Raw genomic sequence first — 15,238 nt, 5'->3', positions numbered from 1 at the left:
GTTTACGGCTGCGACTGCGGCTGGACCGCGGCCGGATCTAGCTGCTGAAAAGGTTGCAGAACGGTTTCGCGTTGCTCGCCCAATACCCAGGCGAAACCCGAATACATCACCACCAGGCAGACGAAGGTGAACAGCACCACCATCCACGCCGGCACAATGCGCACCAGGCTGCGGCGCTGATCGTTCAGGCCTTCCCAATGTGGCGACAGTTCACGCGGCACGTCGCCACGCAGTTGGCGGATCTGCCGGTACAAAGCATCGCGGATGCCTTCGAGTTCGAGCATGCCGCGCGCTTGTACGCGGTACTTGCCTTCGAAACCCAGGGACAGGCACAGGTACATCAGCTCCAGCATCGGCAGGTGCTTGACCGGGTTTTTCGACAGGCGATCCAGCAGCTGGAAGAACTTCTCGCCACCGAAGGTTTCGTTGTGGAAGCTGCTGAGCAGGCTCATCTGCGACCATTCGCTTTCGTTGCCCCACGGCGTGGTCACGACGGCTTCGTCGACCACGGTGCACAGCACGTAACGCGCGGCCATCACCTGGCTGCTTTCGGCGCCGTTGTGCAGTGCGCGCACTTCAAACAGCTTGAGCCCGGCGGTCAGTCGCTCGTTGAGCGCATACATGTCTTCGCGGGCGCCGCTGTGCTTGAGTCGCACCACTTCGGACAACAGCTCGGAGGCGGCCGCCACCAGCGAATTGAGGCTGATGTTGAACGCTTCGGCCGGTCGCAGACGCGCGGCGTAGATCATGCGTTCTTCGAGCTGTTCGAAACGCGGTGGTGCCGCGAAATCGGTCAGCGGACTTTGCGCCGGGCCGTGGCCCTGGCGGTCGAGCAAGACGGTTTTATCGTCCTGATGGTGTTCCATGTCCTTAATCATTTCAGTCAGTTCCTGATGGCCCAGAATTTCAGCTCGAGCTCGGCAAATTCACCGGAAACGTGGAACGCGAAGCCGCCGGAGCGCTCCAGGTCTGCCAGGTCTCCCGAACTGAGTTCGAGGATGAAATAGGTTTTGTTGGAGTGGAACGCGATCTGCCGCGGGGCCACCGGCAACGGTTTGACCTTGATGCCCGGCAGGTGCAGGTTGACCAGTTGGCGGATGCGCTCCACCGGGCCGACTTTGAGGTGCGCCGGCAAGCGGTGGCGCAGTTCTTCGGAATCGCAGTTGGCACTGGCGGCCAGCACGAACGACGCCGAGCCCAGCAGTTTGTGGTCGTGCAACGGCGAGACGATGATCCCGTACTGACGTTCCTGCAGGATCAGTTCGATGGCGTGCTGTTCCAGCACCATCGACAACACCTGACGGATCGCTTCCATCAACTTGCGAAAGCTCGCGCCCTGATCGCTGTGCTGGTAACGGCTGTCCAGGCGCGGGCGTTTGCTGTCGCTGGAGAAGGTCGCCAGGTCACCGAGCATGGTCAGCAACGTGCGGTACAACTCTTCCGGGTGGACCTGTTCCAGACCGAGGTAGTGACGCAGCAGCAACTCGGTGCGGTTAATCAGTTGCAGCATCATGAAGTCGCCGACTTCCGCGCCACCGACCTTGCCGTTGGAACGGATGCGGTCGGCAATGGTGTCACCACGGTGACCAAGCATGCTGATCACTTCTTTGAGGCACGACAGCAGGTAGCTGGAGGAATGCGCCTGAATGTAGGTCGGCACGAAATCCGGGTCGAGGCTGATCACGCCGTCGGGCGTGGTGTCGAGCACGTCGCAGATCTTCAGTTTCACGTAGGCCTGGTCGCTCTGTTGCTCGCCGAGCAACAGTTTGAAGTCCGGGCGACCACAGCGCACCTGGCTGGCGGAATCATCACCGGCGTTGGAGTCGGCCACTTCGGCTTCGTACGCGGTGTAGCGCGCCAGCACGTCGGATTGCTCCGGACGGCGCGCCTCGATGTGGTTGCCGGTCACCAGCGGCAGCGCCAGGTAAATCGGCGTGTTGCCGGTGTTCGGCGGCACGTCCAGTGCCAGCGGTTCGGTGTTGCCGCCGAGCTCGAACAGGCTGCCGTCCGGCAGAATCCCCGAGGCCTGGCTGATCACCAGTTTGCCCATGTTTAGGAACTGCAAGTCGATGTCCAGATTGAGGAAGCCCCAGGTGTAACTGCCCAGCAACTGGGTGCGGGTCTTCATCTGGTGATCGTAGTAACGATCGTTGTGCTGGAAGTGCTGCGGGCGCAGCAGCATGCCTTCCTGCCAAATGACTTTATGGTTATTCATGATCAGTCATCCGCCTTGGCGAGCGTTTCGAGGCTGCTGCGGATACCGGCCTGATCGAGCGTCAGGTCAGCGTCGGTGACTTCCACCGGGGTGATTTGCACGGTGTAGCGCCATTTGGTTTCCGGCAGGTCGCGGTAGGCGGCGAGCACACCAACGTAGCGGCTGCCCTCCTCCACACTGAGTTTCAGCTCGACGGTTTCGCCCGGGCGCAGCTCGAGTTCTTCGCTGGCCACCAGGTCTGGGGCCAGGGATTCCTTGGCGCGTTCATACAGGCTGAAGAAATCGGCGTTTTCGAACGTCACCGGGTGCTTGAGCTCGAACAGGCGCACAACAATCGGCGACGGACGCCCGTTGAGGTCCGGGTTCAGCTGATCGCTGGCGGTCAGTTTCAGGTTGAGCTTGGTGACTGTCGAATACGGCGACAGTGACGAGCAGCCGGCCAACAGCAACAGGGCCATGAGCGTCGTCAGCGTCTTGAAAAAAGCGGTCGAGCAGCGAGACATGCGCATCATCCTTGGTGGTCGGTGTGTAGGGTTGAAATCAGGCGGATCTGTTCTTCGTAGGCCTGAGCGAAGTCGCGGGCCAACAGGCGCTCGCTCCAGTCATCGTCCTGACGCAGGGCCTGGTGATAACGACCGTAGGCTCTCCAGCGACTGCCCGAGGTGGCGACCAACGGCTTGTTGTCGCGCTCGAAACGCAGGGTCAATTGCTGTGGCGAGAAGTGCTCCAGCGTGCCGCGAACGGCGGCGCGGCTGGCGGTCAGCAGCGCGACCTGATGCGCCTGCACATCGCGGAACGCGCGCGAGATCGCTTGTTCTGCCGGCAACTGGCCCGGCTTGTTCGGCTGCAACAAAATGCCCAGTGCTTCACCGGCATCGACGGCGAATTTCAGCGGGTTCTTTTGCGAACCTTGCACGGTGGTCTGGGCCAGGCGCAGTTCGTTTTTCAGTTCGCTGCGGGTGCGCAGGCTCTGCTGCAAACCGCCGACGCTTTGCTTCAGCAAGCGTGCCGCGTTCAACGCCAAGGCTTCGCGGGCGTCGTGATCGAGGCCCTTGAGATCCACGCCCAGCGCGGCACCGAAATGCTCCCAAAAGCCTTCGCTCTGACGCTCCACCGCTTTCGGCGGCGGGGCCGGGGCGGGTTCGACCGGGGCGTTGATCAGCTCCGGGACCATCAGGCTTTCCATGTCGATACGGGCGTAATCGGCGCGCTGACGAGAGTCTTCGATCGTGGTGCTCGGGGAGATCAATTGCTCGATTTCCGAATACACACGCTCTTGCTGATCCAGTGCATTGAGCGGGTCGAGGTCGAGGAACGCGTCATCCGGAATGATGCTGCCTGCCGCTTGCGGACGGCCAACTTCAACGTCGAAGGTCGCCGGGTCACGCACCAGCCGCGCGCGGATCTCGAAATCACCCAGCACATAGACGCTGCCGTGCTCGATACGCATGGCTTCGCCCTTGCGCAGGCGTGCACCGCTTTCGCTGTTCTGGATGCCGTTGCTGCTGGTATCGGTCAGGAAAAACGTGCCATCGCGGTAGCTGATCAACGCGTGGTGATTGGACAGATGCCGCTTGCGGTCCGGAATGATCCAGTCGCAATCTTCGCCCCGACCGATGACGCCACCGGCCTGTTTGAAGGTCTTTTGGCACAAGTCCGTGGGCACGAATTGCTTGGTGTTGAGCATTTCGAAAACCAGTTCCATGGTGATACTCCTTGCGGTCACTTGCCGCGATTGACCGCCTGCGGATCACCCAATGGGCGATAGGTGTTGTCGTTGTATTTGTAATTGCCGCTACAGCCGCCGAGGCCGCATAAAACGACGAGGGTCAGCAGGACGGCTTGCCAGTGACGAACAGGCATCAGAGGGTCTCCAGAGGTAGACAAAGCACAACGCGCCGACCCGTTTGGGCGGCGCTGTTAGAAGCGGTTGAGGTGAAATCGACGGACATTTGCCTACCCATCGAAGTCACCCAGGTTGATATTCAGGCGACCGAGGCGGTACAGCAGCGTGCGCCGTGGCAGGCCGAGTTCGCGGGCGGCGAGGGTCTGGTTGCCGTCGTTTTTGCGCAGGCAATCGAGCAGCAGGCTGCGCTCGACCTGTTCCAGGCGTTCGCGCAGGTTCAGGCTGTTGTCTTCCGGCATGGCTTCCATGCGCAGGGAGAAATGCTCGGCCAGCAACTCGCCGCCCTCGCACAACAGAACAGCGCGTTCGACCAGGCCTTTAAGTTCGCGCACATTGCCGGGAAAGGCATAACCGGACAGGTGCTCCAGCGCAGCATCGGACCAACGCACCGCGTCGCGTTGCAAGAACGAGCACGCTTTTTCAGCAAAGTGTCGTGCCAGGTCGAGGATGTCGCCTTCACGCTGACGCAGGGCCGGCAACTCGATCGGAAATTGCGCGAGGCGGTAGTACAAGTCCTCGCGGAACTTGCCTTCGCTGACCAGCACCGACAGATCCCGGTGCGTCGCGGCAATGATGCGCACATCGATCTTGTGGGTGTCGTTGGAACCCAATGGTCGGATCTCGCCTTCCTGCAACACGCGCAGCAACTTGGCTTGCAGCGACAACGGCATGTCGCCGATTTCATCGAGCAGCAAGGTGCCTCCATTGGCCGCATCGAACAGCCCGGCGCGGTCGCGGTCAGCGCCGGTGAAGGCACCTTTGCGGTAGCCAAACAGCTCGCTTTCCAGCAGGTTCTCGGGGAACGCCGCGCAGTTCTGCACGATGAACGCCTGAGAACGGCGCGGACCGCAATCGTGAATCGCCCGCGCCACCACTTCCTTGCCGGTGCCGGTTTCGCCGCGCAACAGCACGGTGTAAGGGCTGTGCAGGACTTTGCTGATCAGCGAATAGGTCTGGCGCATGGCCGAACTCTTGCCGATCAAACCGTAACCGCTGGCGCTCGGAACGCTGACCTTCACTGGCCGCGCATCACTGGTTGGCTGACGCAGACGTTGCAGCAAATGCAGTTGGCCGAGCACGAACGAACCCAGTTGCCCGAGGGAATCGGCTAAGCCTTGCAGGTCGATGTGCCGGTGACTGGCGCACAGCAACAAGCCTTCAACCGACTTCTGCTGATTGACCAGCGGCACGCACAGCAACGACTGCCAGGGCGTGGCCTGCGGCGGCAGGAAACTCGTTTCGTGCAGGCTGCCGCTCAATTCGCTGAGGCTCACCACGCGGTTCTGGCACAGCGCGAATTGCAGCAGTTGTTCGCCGTTGTAATCCGCCGGCAGGCTCGCCGCTTCCCGGGGTTGCAGGATGCCGTTCAGGCACTCGGCATTCATTCCCAGGCAGGTGTGGGTCGCGTCCAGCAGGTACAGCTGCGTCAGTTCGCAATCGCTGAGCTCGGCCAGACCGCGCACGAAGTCACCCAGCAACGCAGCACTGTCCGCCGCACGCGACAGGCTGGCGAACTGCGCCAGCAAGGCTTCGGCATAGACCAGCGGTTGCGAGACTTGAGTGAACATCACACCCACCTCAGGCGAACTCGCAGATCACGCTGGCGTCACCGTCGAGCGTGGCATGCACACGCTTGAGGCTTTCACCGGTGGCCATCGCGTCGAGCAAGCGGTCGGCCACCAGCGGCAGTACGTGCAGGTCCAGCAAGTGGTCGATCAGGCGCGCGCCGCTGTCGCTTTGGGTGCAGCGTTCGGCCAGATGATCGACGAGGTTCTGGCAGTAAGTGAAATCCAGTTGACGACGGTTCAGGCGCTCGCCCAAACGACCGAGTTTGATTTCGATCAGCTCGCGCAGCACCGGGCCGCCGACCGGGTAGTAAGGCACCACGCGCATGCGCGCCAACAGTGCCGGTTTGAAGTGTTTGCTGAGGACCGGGCGGATGGTTTCTTCAAGCACTTCGGCGGTCGGTCGCGCGCCGTTTTCGCAGAGTTCACTGATGCGGTCGCTGCCCAGGTTGGAGGTCATCAGGATCAGCGTGTTGCGGAAGTCGATCTCGCGCCCTTCTCCGTCGTTGGCCACGCCTTTGTCGAAAATTTGGTAGAACAGATTGAGCACGTCCGGGTCGGCTTTTTCGACTTCATCAAGCAGCACGACGGAGTACGGCTTCTGACGCACGGCTTCGGTGAGCATGCCACCCTCGCCGTAACCGACGTAACCTGGCGGCGCTCCGATCAGGCGCGAAACCGTGTGTTTCTCCTGGAACTCGGACATGTTGATGGTGGTGATGAAACGATCACCGCCGTAGAGCAAATCAGCCAGGGCCAGTGCGGTTTCGGTTTTGCCGACGCCGCTCGGGCCGACCAACAGGAACACGCCAACGGGTGCGTCCGGTTTGTTGAGGCCGGCAGCGGTGGCGCGCATCGAACGGTCCAGCGCGTGAACGGCTTGTTCCTGACCACGGATGCGCGTACGCAGGTCGGTGGCAAAGCTCGCGACCTTGGCGTTGTGCTCGCGGGCCAGTTGCGCCAAGGGCACGCCGGTCCAGGCGCTGATCACTTCAGCGACCAGACGCGGGCAGACTTCGAAGCTCACCAGACGTTCTTTGACTTGCAGTGCTGTCAGGGTTTTGTGCGTGTCGTTGAGCGCGGCTTCGAGGGTTTCGACGCTGTGCGCTTCGTCCACTGGCAGCGTTTCAATCACCGTGCCTTCAGCGTCTTCTTCAACCGTGACGGTCGGTTCGACGGCAGCGGCTTCACGCGCCCTGGCCAGTTGTTGGCGCAGGTCCAACAGGCGTTCGGCCAATACCTTCTGTTCGGTCCACAGGGTTTCCAGCACCGCCCTTTCGTCTTCAGCTTCTTCCAGCCGCGCTTCCAACCCGTTCAACGCTTCGTGATCGATCGACAAACCGGCTTCGGCATCACGGCGCAGGGCCTGACGCTGACGACCGCCTTCAGCCAGTTCGCCACGCAGGCGTTCGAGGCTTTCCGGGGCAGCGGCAAGGCTGATGCGCACGCGCGCGCAAGCGGTGTCGAGTACGTCGACGGCTTTGTCCGGCAGTTGCCGGCCGGCGAGGTAACGGGCGGACAGTTCGGCAGCGGAAACGACGGCGTCATCGCGCAGGTAGATGCCGTGGCTCTTCTCGTACACCTGAGCCAGGCCGCGAAGGATGGTCACCGCTTCGATGACGGTCGGCTCGTGCAGTTGCACCGGTTGGAAGCGCCGGGCCAGCGCCGGGTCTTTCTCGAAGTATTTTTTGTACTCCGCCCACGTGGTCGCTGCGATGGTGCGCAACTCACCACGGGCCAGTGCGGGTTTGAGCAGGTTGGCGGCGTCGGAACCGCCGGCATTGCCGCCCGCGCCGATCAGCGTGTGGGCTTCGTCGATGAACAGGATGATCGGTTTCGGCGAGGCTTTGACTTCGTCGATCACGCCCTTGAGGCGACGTTCGAATTCACCTTTGACGCTGGCGCCGGCCTGCAACAGGCCCATGTCCAGCGACAGCAGCTCGACGCCTTTCAGGACATGCGGCACTTCACCGGCGGCGATGCGCGAAGCCAGGCCTTCGACGATCGCGGTTTTACCCACACCGGCTTCACCGACCACAATCGGGTTGTTCTTGCGGCGACGGGCGAGGATGTCGACCATCTGCCGGATCGCGCCGTCGCGGCACAGTACCGGGTCGAGTTTGCCGTCGCGGGCTTGTTGCGTCAGGTTGTGGGTAAAGCGCTGCAGCAAGGATTCGCCCGGCACGGCGGGTTTGCCGGTGGCCGGCTGTTCTTTCTGCGACAGGGCAAATTCTTTCAGGCGATCAATGTTCAACTTCGCCAGCAATGCCTGGTAGCGGCTGCCGGCATAGCGCATCGGGTTGCGCAGCAAGGCGAGGATAAGCGCGGCCTGTTCGACCTGGGTCTGGCCCAGTTCAAGGTTGGCCACCAGCAAGGCATCCTGCAGCCATTGCACCAGCTCCGGGGCAAACACCGGGTTGCGCGAAGCGCTGTGCTCGACCCGCGACTGCAGGGCGGCGCTCAGTTCACCGGCATCCACTTCGGCGTCTTGCAGCGCGCGTGCGAGCAGGCCTTGCGGACGCTCCAGCAAGCCCAGCAGCAAATCTTCGACGAGGATCTTGCTGCCGCCACGGGCGACACAGCGTTCGGCAGAACTTTCCAGGTCACGACGGGTTTCGGCGTCCAGCGCCTGGATAAGTTGTTGCAGGTCTACGTTGATCATGGGTCATCTGTCCTTAATGAATTTTGCTGCCCAGGGTCACCACGCCGTCCGCTTTTTCGCGGCCCAGCCAACTGGTCCAACCCAAGCGACAGGCGTTCTGCTCACCGATGCGCAGTTCCGGAATTTCTTCGTGGCGCAACACCAGGCGAATGTCGTAATCGAGCGGGTCACGCAGCGTGAAGCGCACCAGCGCGCACAACGGCTGGTAGCCGAAACCGATGGGCAGGAATTCGTGAAAGCGCTGCCAGTCGAGTTCGCGGATGTGAATGCGGAATTTGCCGCTGCGGTCGCGCACGTGTTCGCCCAGCACCAGGTCTTCGCCGAGCAGGCTGTTGGCGCGACCCAAACGGTTGCGCTGTTCGTCGAGGATTTCCACGCGGCGCTCGATGCATTGCTCGATGGTCAGCTCGGCGTGCTTGAAGTAGTAACGCAGCACGGCTTCGATCAGCGCCGCCGAGTGCGCCCGCAAGCTGAGCAAGCCGAGGTATGGCAGCAGGCGTTTCCAGTTCAGTTCGCCGGCCTTGCGAATCTCTTCGCCGCCGAGGCCAATCAACGCAAACAGCTGCGAAGAGAACGGGTCGAGCGCGCCGCTCTCAAAGCTCGCGCGGTAGCGGTATTTGCGCCAGATAGGCAGCATCAGCCGTTGCAGGCGATGGTGGAACAGGTCGAGGAAGTGGCGGGTCGGATTGCCGTCTTCGCTGTCGCCCAGGGCCTGTTCGCCATAGAACGCTGGCAGCGGCGAACCGGAACCGACCAGGCCGATCAGGTTGAAACGCAGGCGCGCGCGCATCTGCCCGTGCTCGTGGAAAAACTCCACGCGATCGACATCGCTGCCAGGGAAACCCAGGCTCGGGTTGGCCTGGAATTCCAGCTGGTCGTACAGATCGTCCTGACTCAGGTGCGGGTGGGCCTCGCGCAGCCGGTCAACCACCAGCAGCACGGCCTGAAACAGCGAGTACTCGCGTATTCCTCGGGTCAGACCGCTTAAAGCAGCGGCTGAAGGCCCATACGTGGTGTCCATTGGTACACCTCTCCCTGTGTGCTTTTTACCCGCAGCTCGTGGTACGAATTGAGACTGGCGTAAAGCGCGAAAAACTCGTTAAGAACCGAGGCGAACACGAACAGGTCGCCTTCACCGATGTAGCCTTCCGGGTCGATGGTCAGCTCGGTGCGCAACCCGCGCACCGGCAAGCCGCGATGCAGGCGGTCGACGTGTTGGTGTTTGATCGATTTGAGCCCGCCGAGCAGACGCTTGCTGACCTTCTCCGCGTGCTGGTCGTAGTAGCGTGGCAGGTCGTAGGTTTCGAGAATCACCTTCAACGCATTGACGTCGGCCAACGACAGGTAGTTAAGCGACATGTTGCTGATCAGCTTCCACAGGAAGTCGCGGTTCAGCGGCGGCGCATAACTCGGGGTAGCCGGGGTGATGTTGCGGAAACTGAGGAACTCCGGCGTCTCTTCACAGGCTTGGCAGATGTCGCCGAGCTTGAGTTTTTTCGGCAGGTTCTGGTTGGTGCACATCAGCTCGATCGACAGGGTTTCGTGGGCTTCGGTGTGGCGGATGCCAAAGCTCAGGTAGGTGTCGAGGCCGTCGTGTAACAGCGACGAACGCTGGCGGATGCTGTAATGCGGACGGCTGTTGGGCACGTCGAAACTCGGGTCGTGCTCGAAGGATTCGAACGGCACGTATTCCTGGTAACCGAGGCCGCCGGGCTTCCAGCCGGTGACGGTTTCCACCGAGAACACGCCGCAGTTTTGCAGATCGAATTCGGCGGGCAGCAGCAGGTATTCGTCCTGCTTACCGTCGAGGCGGATCGGCAGTGCGTCGTGCTTGAACAGGTTGACGATGGGCGTGCAGTAGAGCTTCACGTTGTCCAGGGTCGGACGCATCCGCATGATGCCGCTCTTGCGAATGTCGAAGCGCAATTCGAGGCCGCGCACTTGCTTGAGCGTGTCTTCCGGCAACGCCTTGAGCATGTCCAGACCGTTGACGTCGACGAACAGGAACTTGTCCTGGAAGGCGAAGTATTCCTGCAAGTAGCGGTAGCCACGGAAGGTGTTCAGCGGATAGGGGATCAACGCTTCTTCTTCGGCAAAACCCACCGGTTGCACACGGTCGCCGGGCATCTTGAACGCCATCGGCGTGCCGTTGACGCCATTGATGGGCTTGCCCGCGCTGTCCAGCGGGATCAACTCGATGCCTTCAAGATTGCGCAACAGACTGAGGTACAGCATCTGACTGATGTAACGCTCGCCAGCGAAGTGCAGACGCAAGCGGCTCAATTCCAGCTCACCCAGATGACCATCGGCGCTCATCTCCAGGCGCAGGCTCAACAGCGAACCGTCACCCTTCACCGAGTAATTCAGCGCGGCCAGATCCAGCGGCAAGACTTCGGTCGGGTAGCAGGTGCGAAAGAGGCAGCGCACGTCATCGATTGGCACGCTCTCAACCGGAGTGTCGCGTTCGACCATCAACGCAGGACCCGAACGCTTCAGCGGGTCGAACTGCAAAATGCTAAACGCCGGCAGCGGCCGCATGTAGTTGGGCCACAGCAATTGCATCAGCGAATGGCTGAGCTCAGGGAGTTCGTCGTCGAGCTTCTGACGCAGCCGCCCGGTCAGGAACGCAAAACCTTCCAGCAACCGCTCCACGTCCGGATCCCGCCCGGCCTGGCCGAGGAAAGGTGCCAACGCCGGGCTACGTTCGGCGAAACGGCGGCCTAACTGGCGCAGTGCGGTGAGTTCGCTTTGGTAGTAGTGGTTAAAGGACACGGGGTACCTTCCTGGTAGTGGAACTCATGAAAAAAACGTCCTGTAGACCGCGACTGTCAGACCGGAAACCACGTAGCCGGCGATGAGCAGGTACGGTAAAAAAGCCAGCCAGCCAAACATCATCGGGAACCCGGCAAGGCTCCCCAAAAGCACATGGGCCAACCCATAAATCACCCACGGAGCGGCGTAAAAAGGGATGAACGTCAGCGGTGCGCGCCACACGCTTTTCAAAATTTGCTGTTCGGTTTTTCCGTTCAGTGCTCGCGTTGCCCACAGGGCAAAGGCGATGTAGGCCGGGATGCCGAATGTGAGGACGTAGATCAACAGCATTTGTTGCAAGTCCAGAACCGCCGCGTATTCGTTGCCCTGCTCAACCCGTGTCAAAGTCAACATCACCAAGAGCGGAGACCAGAGTGCTGCCCTGAAAAAATTTTGATGAGGGCAGCCTTCACTTTTCCGAATGCCCTGCGCCGAATCGTTAGTAAATTTCACTGAACACCCAGTGATTAAAACTGTAAAGAGCAACAACACCCACAACAGTGGACGCCAATAACAAAAACCCATCGCGAGAGTTTTTATATTTAAAAAATCTTGTTAACGCTTTTACAAAATAATAAAAAGAGAGCGCCATCATCGGAATATAAAGAGCCATACAAAAAACAAACAAGCTCCCATAAACATCAAATCCGTCTATTGACCATTGGGTTTTCGGGTCAGTGCACGACATCAGCAGCAATACCGCAGCCACAAAAAAATAAAAATAACGAAGCATCTAGCGTAGCCCCTTTGAATAGAGAAGCTTGGCGAGCTCTCGACGCCTTGCTTTTCCTTCTGCACTGTCGCCGGAATAGTAAAAGTGCCCTTCCGCCGTTGGCATCTGCCTACCAAGTTCAAGAGCCGAGTCGACAAGTTCCTTATCAGTCATGCCCGCATAGATAGGGTCGCCCTTATCCTTCAAGTCGATAATTATTGCGCTACCGATGTTTGGATGATTACTAACAGCTTCTTTCAAACTTTTATTGATCGGAGCACCAATGAGGACAAGGTTGTCTATTTTGGTGCCCGAACGGGCATAGTGCATAGCAGTACGGGCCGCGACTACGCTGCCCCAAGAGTAACCCACTATATTGAATTGCCCGATCTTTGGAATTGGCTTGGTGATTTCCAATGCGCTCAACGGAAACTCCGTTGTTTTGATTTTTGAAATATCCCGCCCTATCTTGATCGCCAACATATCGCTTGTCGGGGTACATTCCACTACGCTATTGCTTTTGATAGTGATCAAACCATAGATATACTTTTTCTCTATGTATTCGCCGCCATATTTGCACTTCTGAATTTCGCCATACTCAAATACGACTGAATCACTTTCGTCTTGGTTGTAGAGCACCACAGACGCAGCATCACTAAGCATGTCGACCAGATCGGGCACATGCTTATCCCATCCAGTTATTAGAGATGAGTAGTTCCCATAAACGGCATTTAAAATTCCAGCCTCTTTGAACGCAGCCACCATATCTGCGTTATAAGCACCAATCATCCCGGCGCCGCCCAAAAATACTGTCAGCCCTTGTTCAACAACAATCGGTTTAGGCGTCAGATCCTTAGTCGGTGTACTTTGCATCGCAGCGACTTTTGTAAAAGCACCACTTGAAGTATTGATGACATCGGCGCCCATCTATCAATCTCCTTTTGCAACATAGATTTCAACTTGCTCTGCACTTTCGTGACGAGCTAGTCGGTGAGTGAAACCTTTTTCATTAGTAACACCCTCTTCCTGCGTACCGTCTTGGCGAACGAGCAGATATCTACGATTGGCAATGGGCATACCAGCTTCATCTGTCAGAGCAAACTGCTCATCAAACCCAGGAAGAATCAAAGGCAACGGCGCCACAAACGGCACCGGCGTATGCGAATTCCCGATAATCACCGTCCCGGAACCCGCCGTAACCTTGTTGCCATGAGTCCCGACGGAATCCACCGTGGCGGCCGGTTTTCCGTTAATCAAAACCGTCGTCGCCAACCCGCCCGACATCGCACCACCACACGCCGAGGCATCGCCTTGGCGGGCGGCCGCGAGGCCGTCGAAGAAGACGTCGCCGGAACCGGCGACGATCGGGTTGGTGCCGTGGCCGGGGAGCGGGCAAGCGGTGGGGTCGGATACACGTGCTGCGGGTTTGCCGGACATACGAATCTCCTTAGTTGACCTTCACTTGACCGCTGCCATCCAGGCGCGCGGCGAAACTGACCTGACGCTTGAAACCATCCACTTCCAACAGGCCTTCGATGCTGAAGGACAGGCGAAGCTGATCGTGGTCACGCGGCAGGGAGATGACACGCACATTGCTCAGGCGTGGCTCGTAGGCTTCGATGAAATTCTCGATGGCCAGACGGGCCTGACTCAGGGAGTCGTGCAGGCTCAGACGCATGTCATTGAGATCGGGTAGCCCGTAATCGGACAGCGTTTGCACGCTGCCCGCACGGGTGCTGAGCATCTTGGCCAGATGGGCAGCCACGGACGCCATGGCGGAAACCTCGCGGCTCCAGCCGACGCGTTTGTCCGCGTCGCCACCCAGGCGTTCGAAAAGGCTGCCGTATCCAGTCATGAGTTAGCTCCGCTTACTCTTTGTCCAGCTTGCCAACCAGCGACAGGGTGAAATCGGCACCCATGTACTTGAAGTGCGGGCGCACGTTCAGGCTGACGCGGTACCAGCCAGGCTCGCCTTCGACATCGCTGACGATGATCTGAGCGGCACGCAGTGGGCGACGGCCACGGACTTCGGCGCTCGGGTTTTCCTGGTCGGCCACGTACTGGCGGATCCACTTGTTGAGTTCCAGCTCGAGGTCGGTACGTTCTTTCCACGAACCGAGTTGCTCGCGCTGCAGCACTTTCAAGTAGTGAGCCAGGCGGTTGACGATCATCATGTACGGCAGTTGGGTGCCGAGCTTGTAGTTCAGCTCGGCGGCCTTGCCTTCTGCGCTGATGCCGAAGAACTTCGGCTTCTGCACCGAGCTCGCGGAGAAGAACGCCGCGTTGTCGGAGCCTTTGCGCATGGTCAGGGAGATGAAGCCTTCCTCGGCCAGTTCGTATTCACGACGGTCGCTAACCAATACCTCGGTAGGAATCTTGGTTTCGATTTCGCCCATGCTTTCGAAGTGGTGCAACGGCAGGTCTTCGACCGCGCCACCGCTCTGCGGGCCGATGATGTTCGGGCACCAGCGGAACTTGGCGAAGCTGTCGGTCAGCTTGGTGCCGAACGCGTAGGCCGTGTTGCCCCACAGGTAGTGTTCGTGGCTGTTGGCGACGGTCTCTTTGTACACGAACGATTTGACCGGGTTGTCTTCCGGGTCGTACGGGTTACGCAGCAGGAAACGCGGCACGGTCAGGCCAACGTAACGGGAATCTTCCGACTGGCGGAAGCTCTGCCATTTGGCGAATTGCGGGCCTTCGAAGTGATCTTTCAGATCCTTCAGGTCCGGCAGGCCGGTGAAGCTTTCCAGGCCGAAGAATTTCGGGCCGGCAGCCGCAATGAACGGCGCGTGGGACATGCAGGCTACGCTGGACACGTACTGCATCAGTTTCACGTCCGGCGAGCTTGGGGACATGAAGTAGTTGGCGATGATCGCGCCCACAGGCTGACCACCGAACTGACCGTATTCAGCGGTGTAGATGTGCTTGTACAGACCCGATTGCATCACTTCCGGCGAATCTTCGAAGTCGTCCAGCAGGTCGTCCTTGGAGACGTTGAGGATTTCGATCTTGATGTTTTCGCGAAAGTTGGTGCGGTCGACCAGCAACTGCAGGCCACGCCACGACGATTCCAGCGACTGGAAGTCCGGGTGGTGAAGGATTTCGTCCATCTGGCGGCTGAGCTTGGCGTCGATCTCGGCGATCATGCGGTCAACCATGGCTTTCTTGACCGGCTCGCCGTTGTTCTGCGGCTTGAGCAGCTCTTCGATGAAGGCCGACACACCGCGCTTGGCGATGTCGTAGGCTTCGTCGTCCGGGGTCAGGCGGGTTTCGGCGATGATGCTGTCGAGAATGCTGTATTCGCCATTCTCTTTACTTTTTTGCTGCGCTGCACTCGTGCTCATAGTGTTGGCTTCCTTGGCTGATG

15 protein-coding genes are annotated in these 15,238 nt (G+C 59.6%); all 15 read right to left on the bottom strand.

The annotated features are described in order from the left end of the window. Positions 1-2: 2 nt before the first annotated feature. Positions 3-878 carry a type IVB secretion system protein IcmH/DotU gene (gene icmH, locus NL116_RS00780; RefSeq protein WP_494375614.1) on the bottom strand — a complete coding sequence of 292 codons (876 nt, stop codon included), beginning with the start codon at positions 876-878 and terminating at the stop codon, positions 3-5. A gap of 5 nt (positions 879-883) precedes the next feature. Then, positions 884-2,215, bottom strand: a complete 1,332-nt coding sequence (gene tssK / locus NL116_RS00775; RefSeq protein ID WP_494375613.1) for a type VI secretion system baseplate subunit TssK — start codon at positions 2,213-2,215, stop codon at positions 884-886. A gap of 2 nt (positions 2,216-2,217) precedes the next feature. Beyond that, positions 2,218-2,718, bottom strand: coding sequence for a type VI secretion system lipoprotein TssJ (tssJ, locus tag NL116_RS00770; protein WP_494375612.1), 501 nt, complete (start codon positions 2,716-2,718; stop codon positions 2,218-2,220). Positions 2,719-2,723: 5 nt separating this feature from the next. After that, positions 2,724-3,920 (bottom strand): type VI secretion system-associated FHA domain protein TagH, encoded by a 1,197-nt coding sequence (gene tagH / locus NL116_RS00765; protein WP_494375611.1) that lies wholly within the window; start codon positions 3,918-3,920, stop codon positions 2,724-2,726. Positions 3,921-3,937: 17 nt separating this feature from the next. Continuing rightward, positions 3,938-4,078: a hypothetical protein gene (locus NL116_RS00760; RefSeq protein ID WP_007894589.1), complete on the bottom strand. Its 141-nt coding sequence runs from the start codon at positions 4,076-4,078 to the stop codon at positions 3,938-3,940. Between the two features lie 93 nt (positions 4,079-4,171). Then, entirely contained in the window at positions 4,172-5,689 is a 1,518-nt protein-coding gene (locus NL116_RS00755) for a sigma-54 interaction domain-containing protein (RefSeq protein WP_494375610.1), read from the bottom strand. A gap of 10 nt (positions 5,690-5,699) precedes the next feature. Next, entirely contained in the window at positions 5,700-8,348 is a 2,649-nt protein-coding gene (gene tssH / locus NL116_RS00750; RefSeq protein WP_494375609.1) for a type VI secretion system ATPase TssH, read from the bottom strand. A 13-nt stretch (positions 8,349-8,361) separates the two neighbouring features. Next, the gene (gene tssG / locus NL116_RS00745; RefSeq protein ID WP_494375608.1) at positions 8,362-9,369 is read right to left on the bottom strand and encodes a type VI secretion system baseplate subunit TssG; all 1,008 of its coding nucleotides are present in this window, start codon (positions 9,367-9,369) and stop codon (positions 8,362-8,364) included. Next, on the bottom strand, positions 9,333-11,120 hold the full coding sequence (gene tssF / locus NL116_RS00740; RefSeq protein WP_494375607.1) for a type VI secretion system baseplate subunit TssF: 1,788 nt from the start codon (positions 11,118-11,120) through the stop codon (positions 9,333-9,335). The genes tssG and tssF overlap by 37 nt, the downstream gene beginning before the upstream one ends. A gap of 24 nt (positions 11,121-11,144) precedes the next feature. Next, positions 11,145-11,612, bottom strand: a complete 468-nt coding sequence (locus NL116_RS00735) for a hypothetical protein (RefSeq protein WP_494375606.1) — start codon at positions 11,610-11,612, stop codon at positions 11,145-11,147. After that, complete coding sequence (locus NL116_RS00730) at positions 11,599-11,892, bottom strand: hypothetical protein (protein ID WP_109626776.1); 294 nt, start codon at positions 11,890-11,892, stop codon at positions 11,599-11,601. The genes NL116_RS00735 and NL116_RS00730 overlap by 14 nt, the downstream gene beginning before the upstream one ends. After that, positions 11,893-12,798, bottom strand: coding sequence for a hypothetical protein (locus NL116_RS00725; protein WP_494375605.1), 906 nt, complete (start codon positions 12,796-12,798; stop codon positions 11,893-11,895). Between the two features lie 3 nt (positions 12,799-12,801). Continuing rightward, positions 12,802-13,308, bottom strand: a complete 507-nt coding sequence (locus NL116_RS00720) for a PAAR domain-containing protein (RefSeq protein WP_494375604.1) — start codon at positions 13,306-13,308, stop codon at positions 12,802-12,804. A 10-nt stretch (positions 13,309-13,318) separates the two neighbouring features. Further along, positions 13,319-13,726 carry a type VI secretion system baseplate subunit TssE gene (gene tssE, locus NL116_RS00715; RefSeq protein WP_008150080.1) on the bottom strand — a complete coding sequence of 136 codons (408 nt, stop codon included), beginning with the start codon at positions 13,724-13,726 and terminating at the stop codon, positions 13,319-13,321. Between the two features lie 13 nt (positions 13,727-13,739). Beyond that, a complete protein-coding gene (gene tssC, locus NL116_RS00710) occupies positions 13,740-15,215 on the bottom strand; it encodes a type VI secretion system contractile sheath large subunit (protein WP_494375603.1) in 1,476 nt (491 codons plus the stop codon). Between the last annotated feature and the right edge of the window lie 23 nt (positions 15,216-15,238).

The organism is Pseudomonas sp. FBCC-B1667 (genome assembly GCF_059133255.1).
This window is presented reverse-complemented; position numbering and strand designations above follow the sequence as displayed.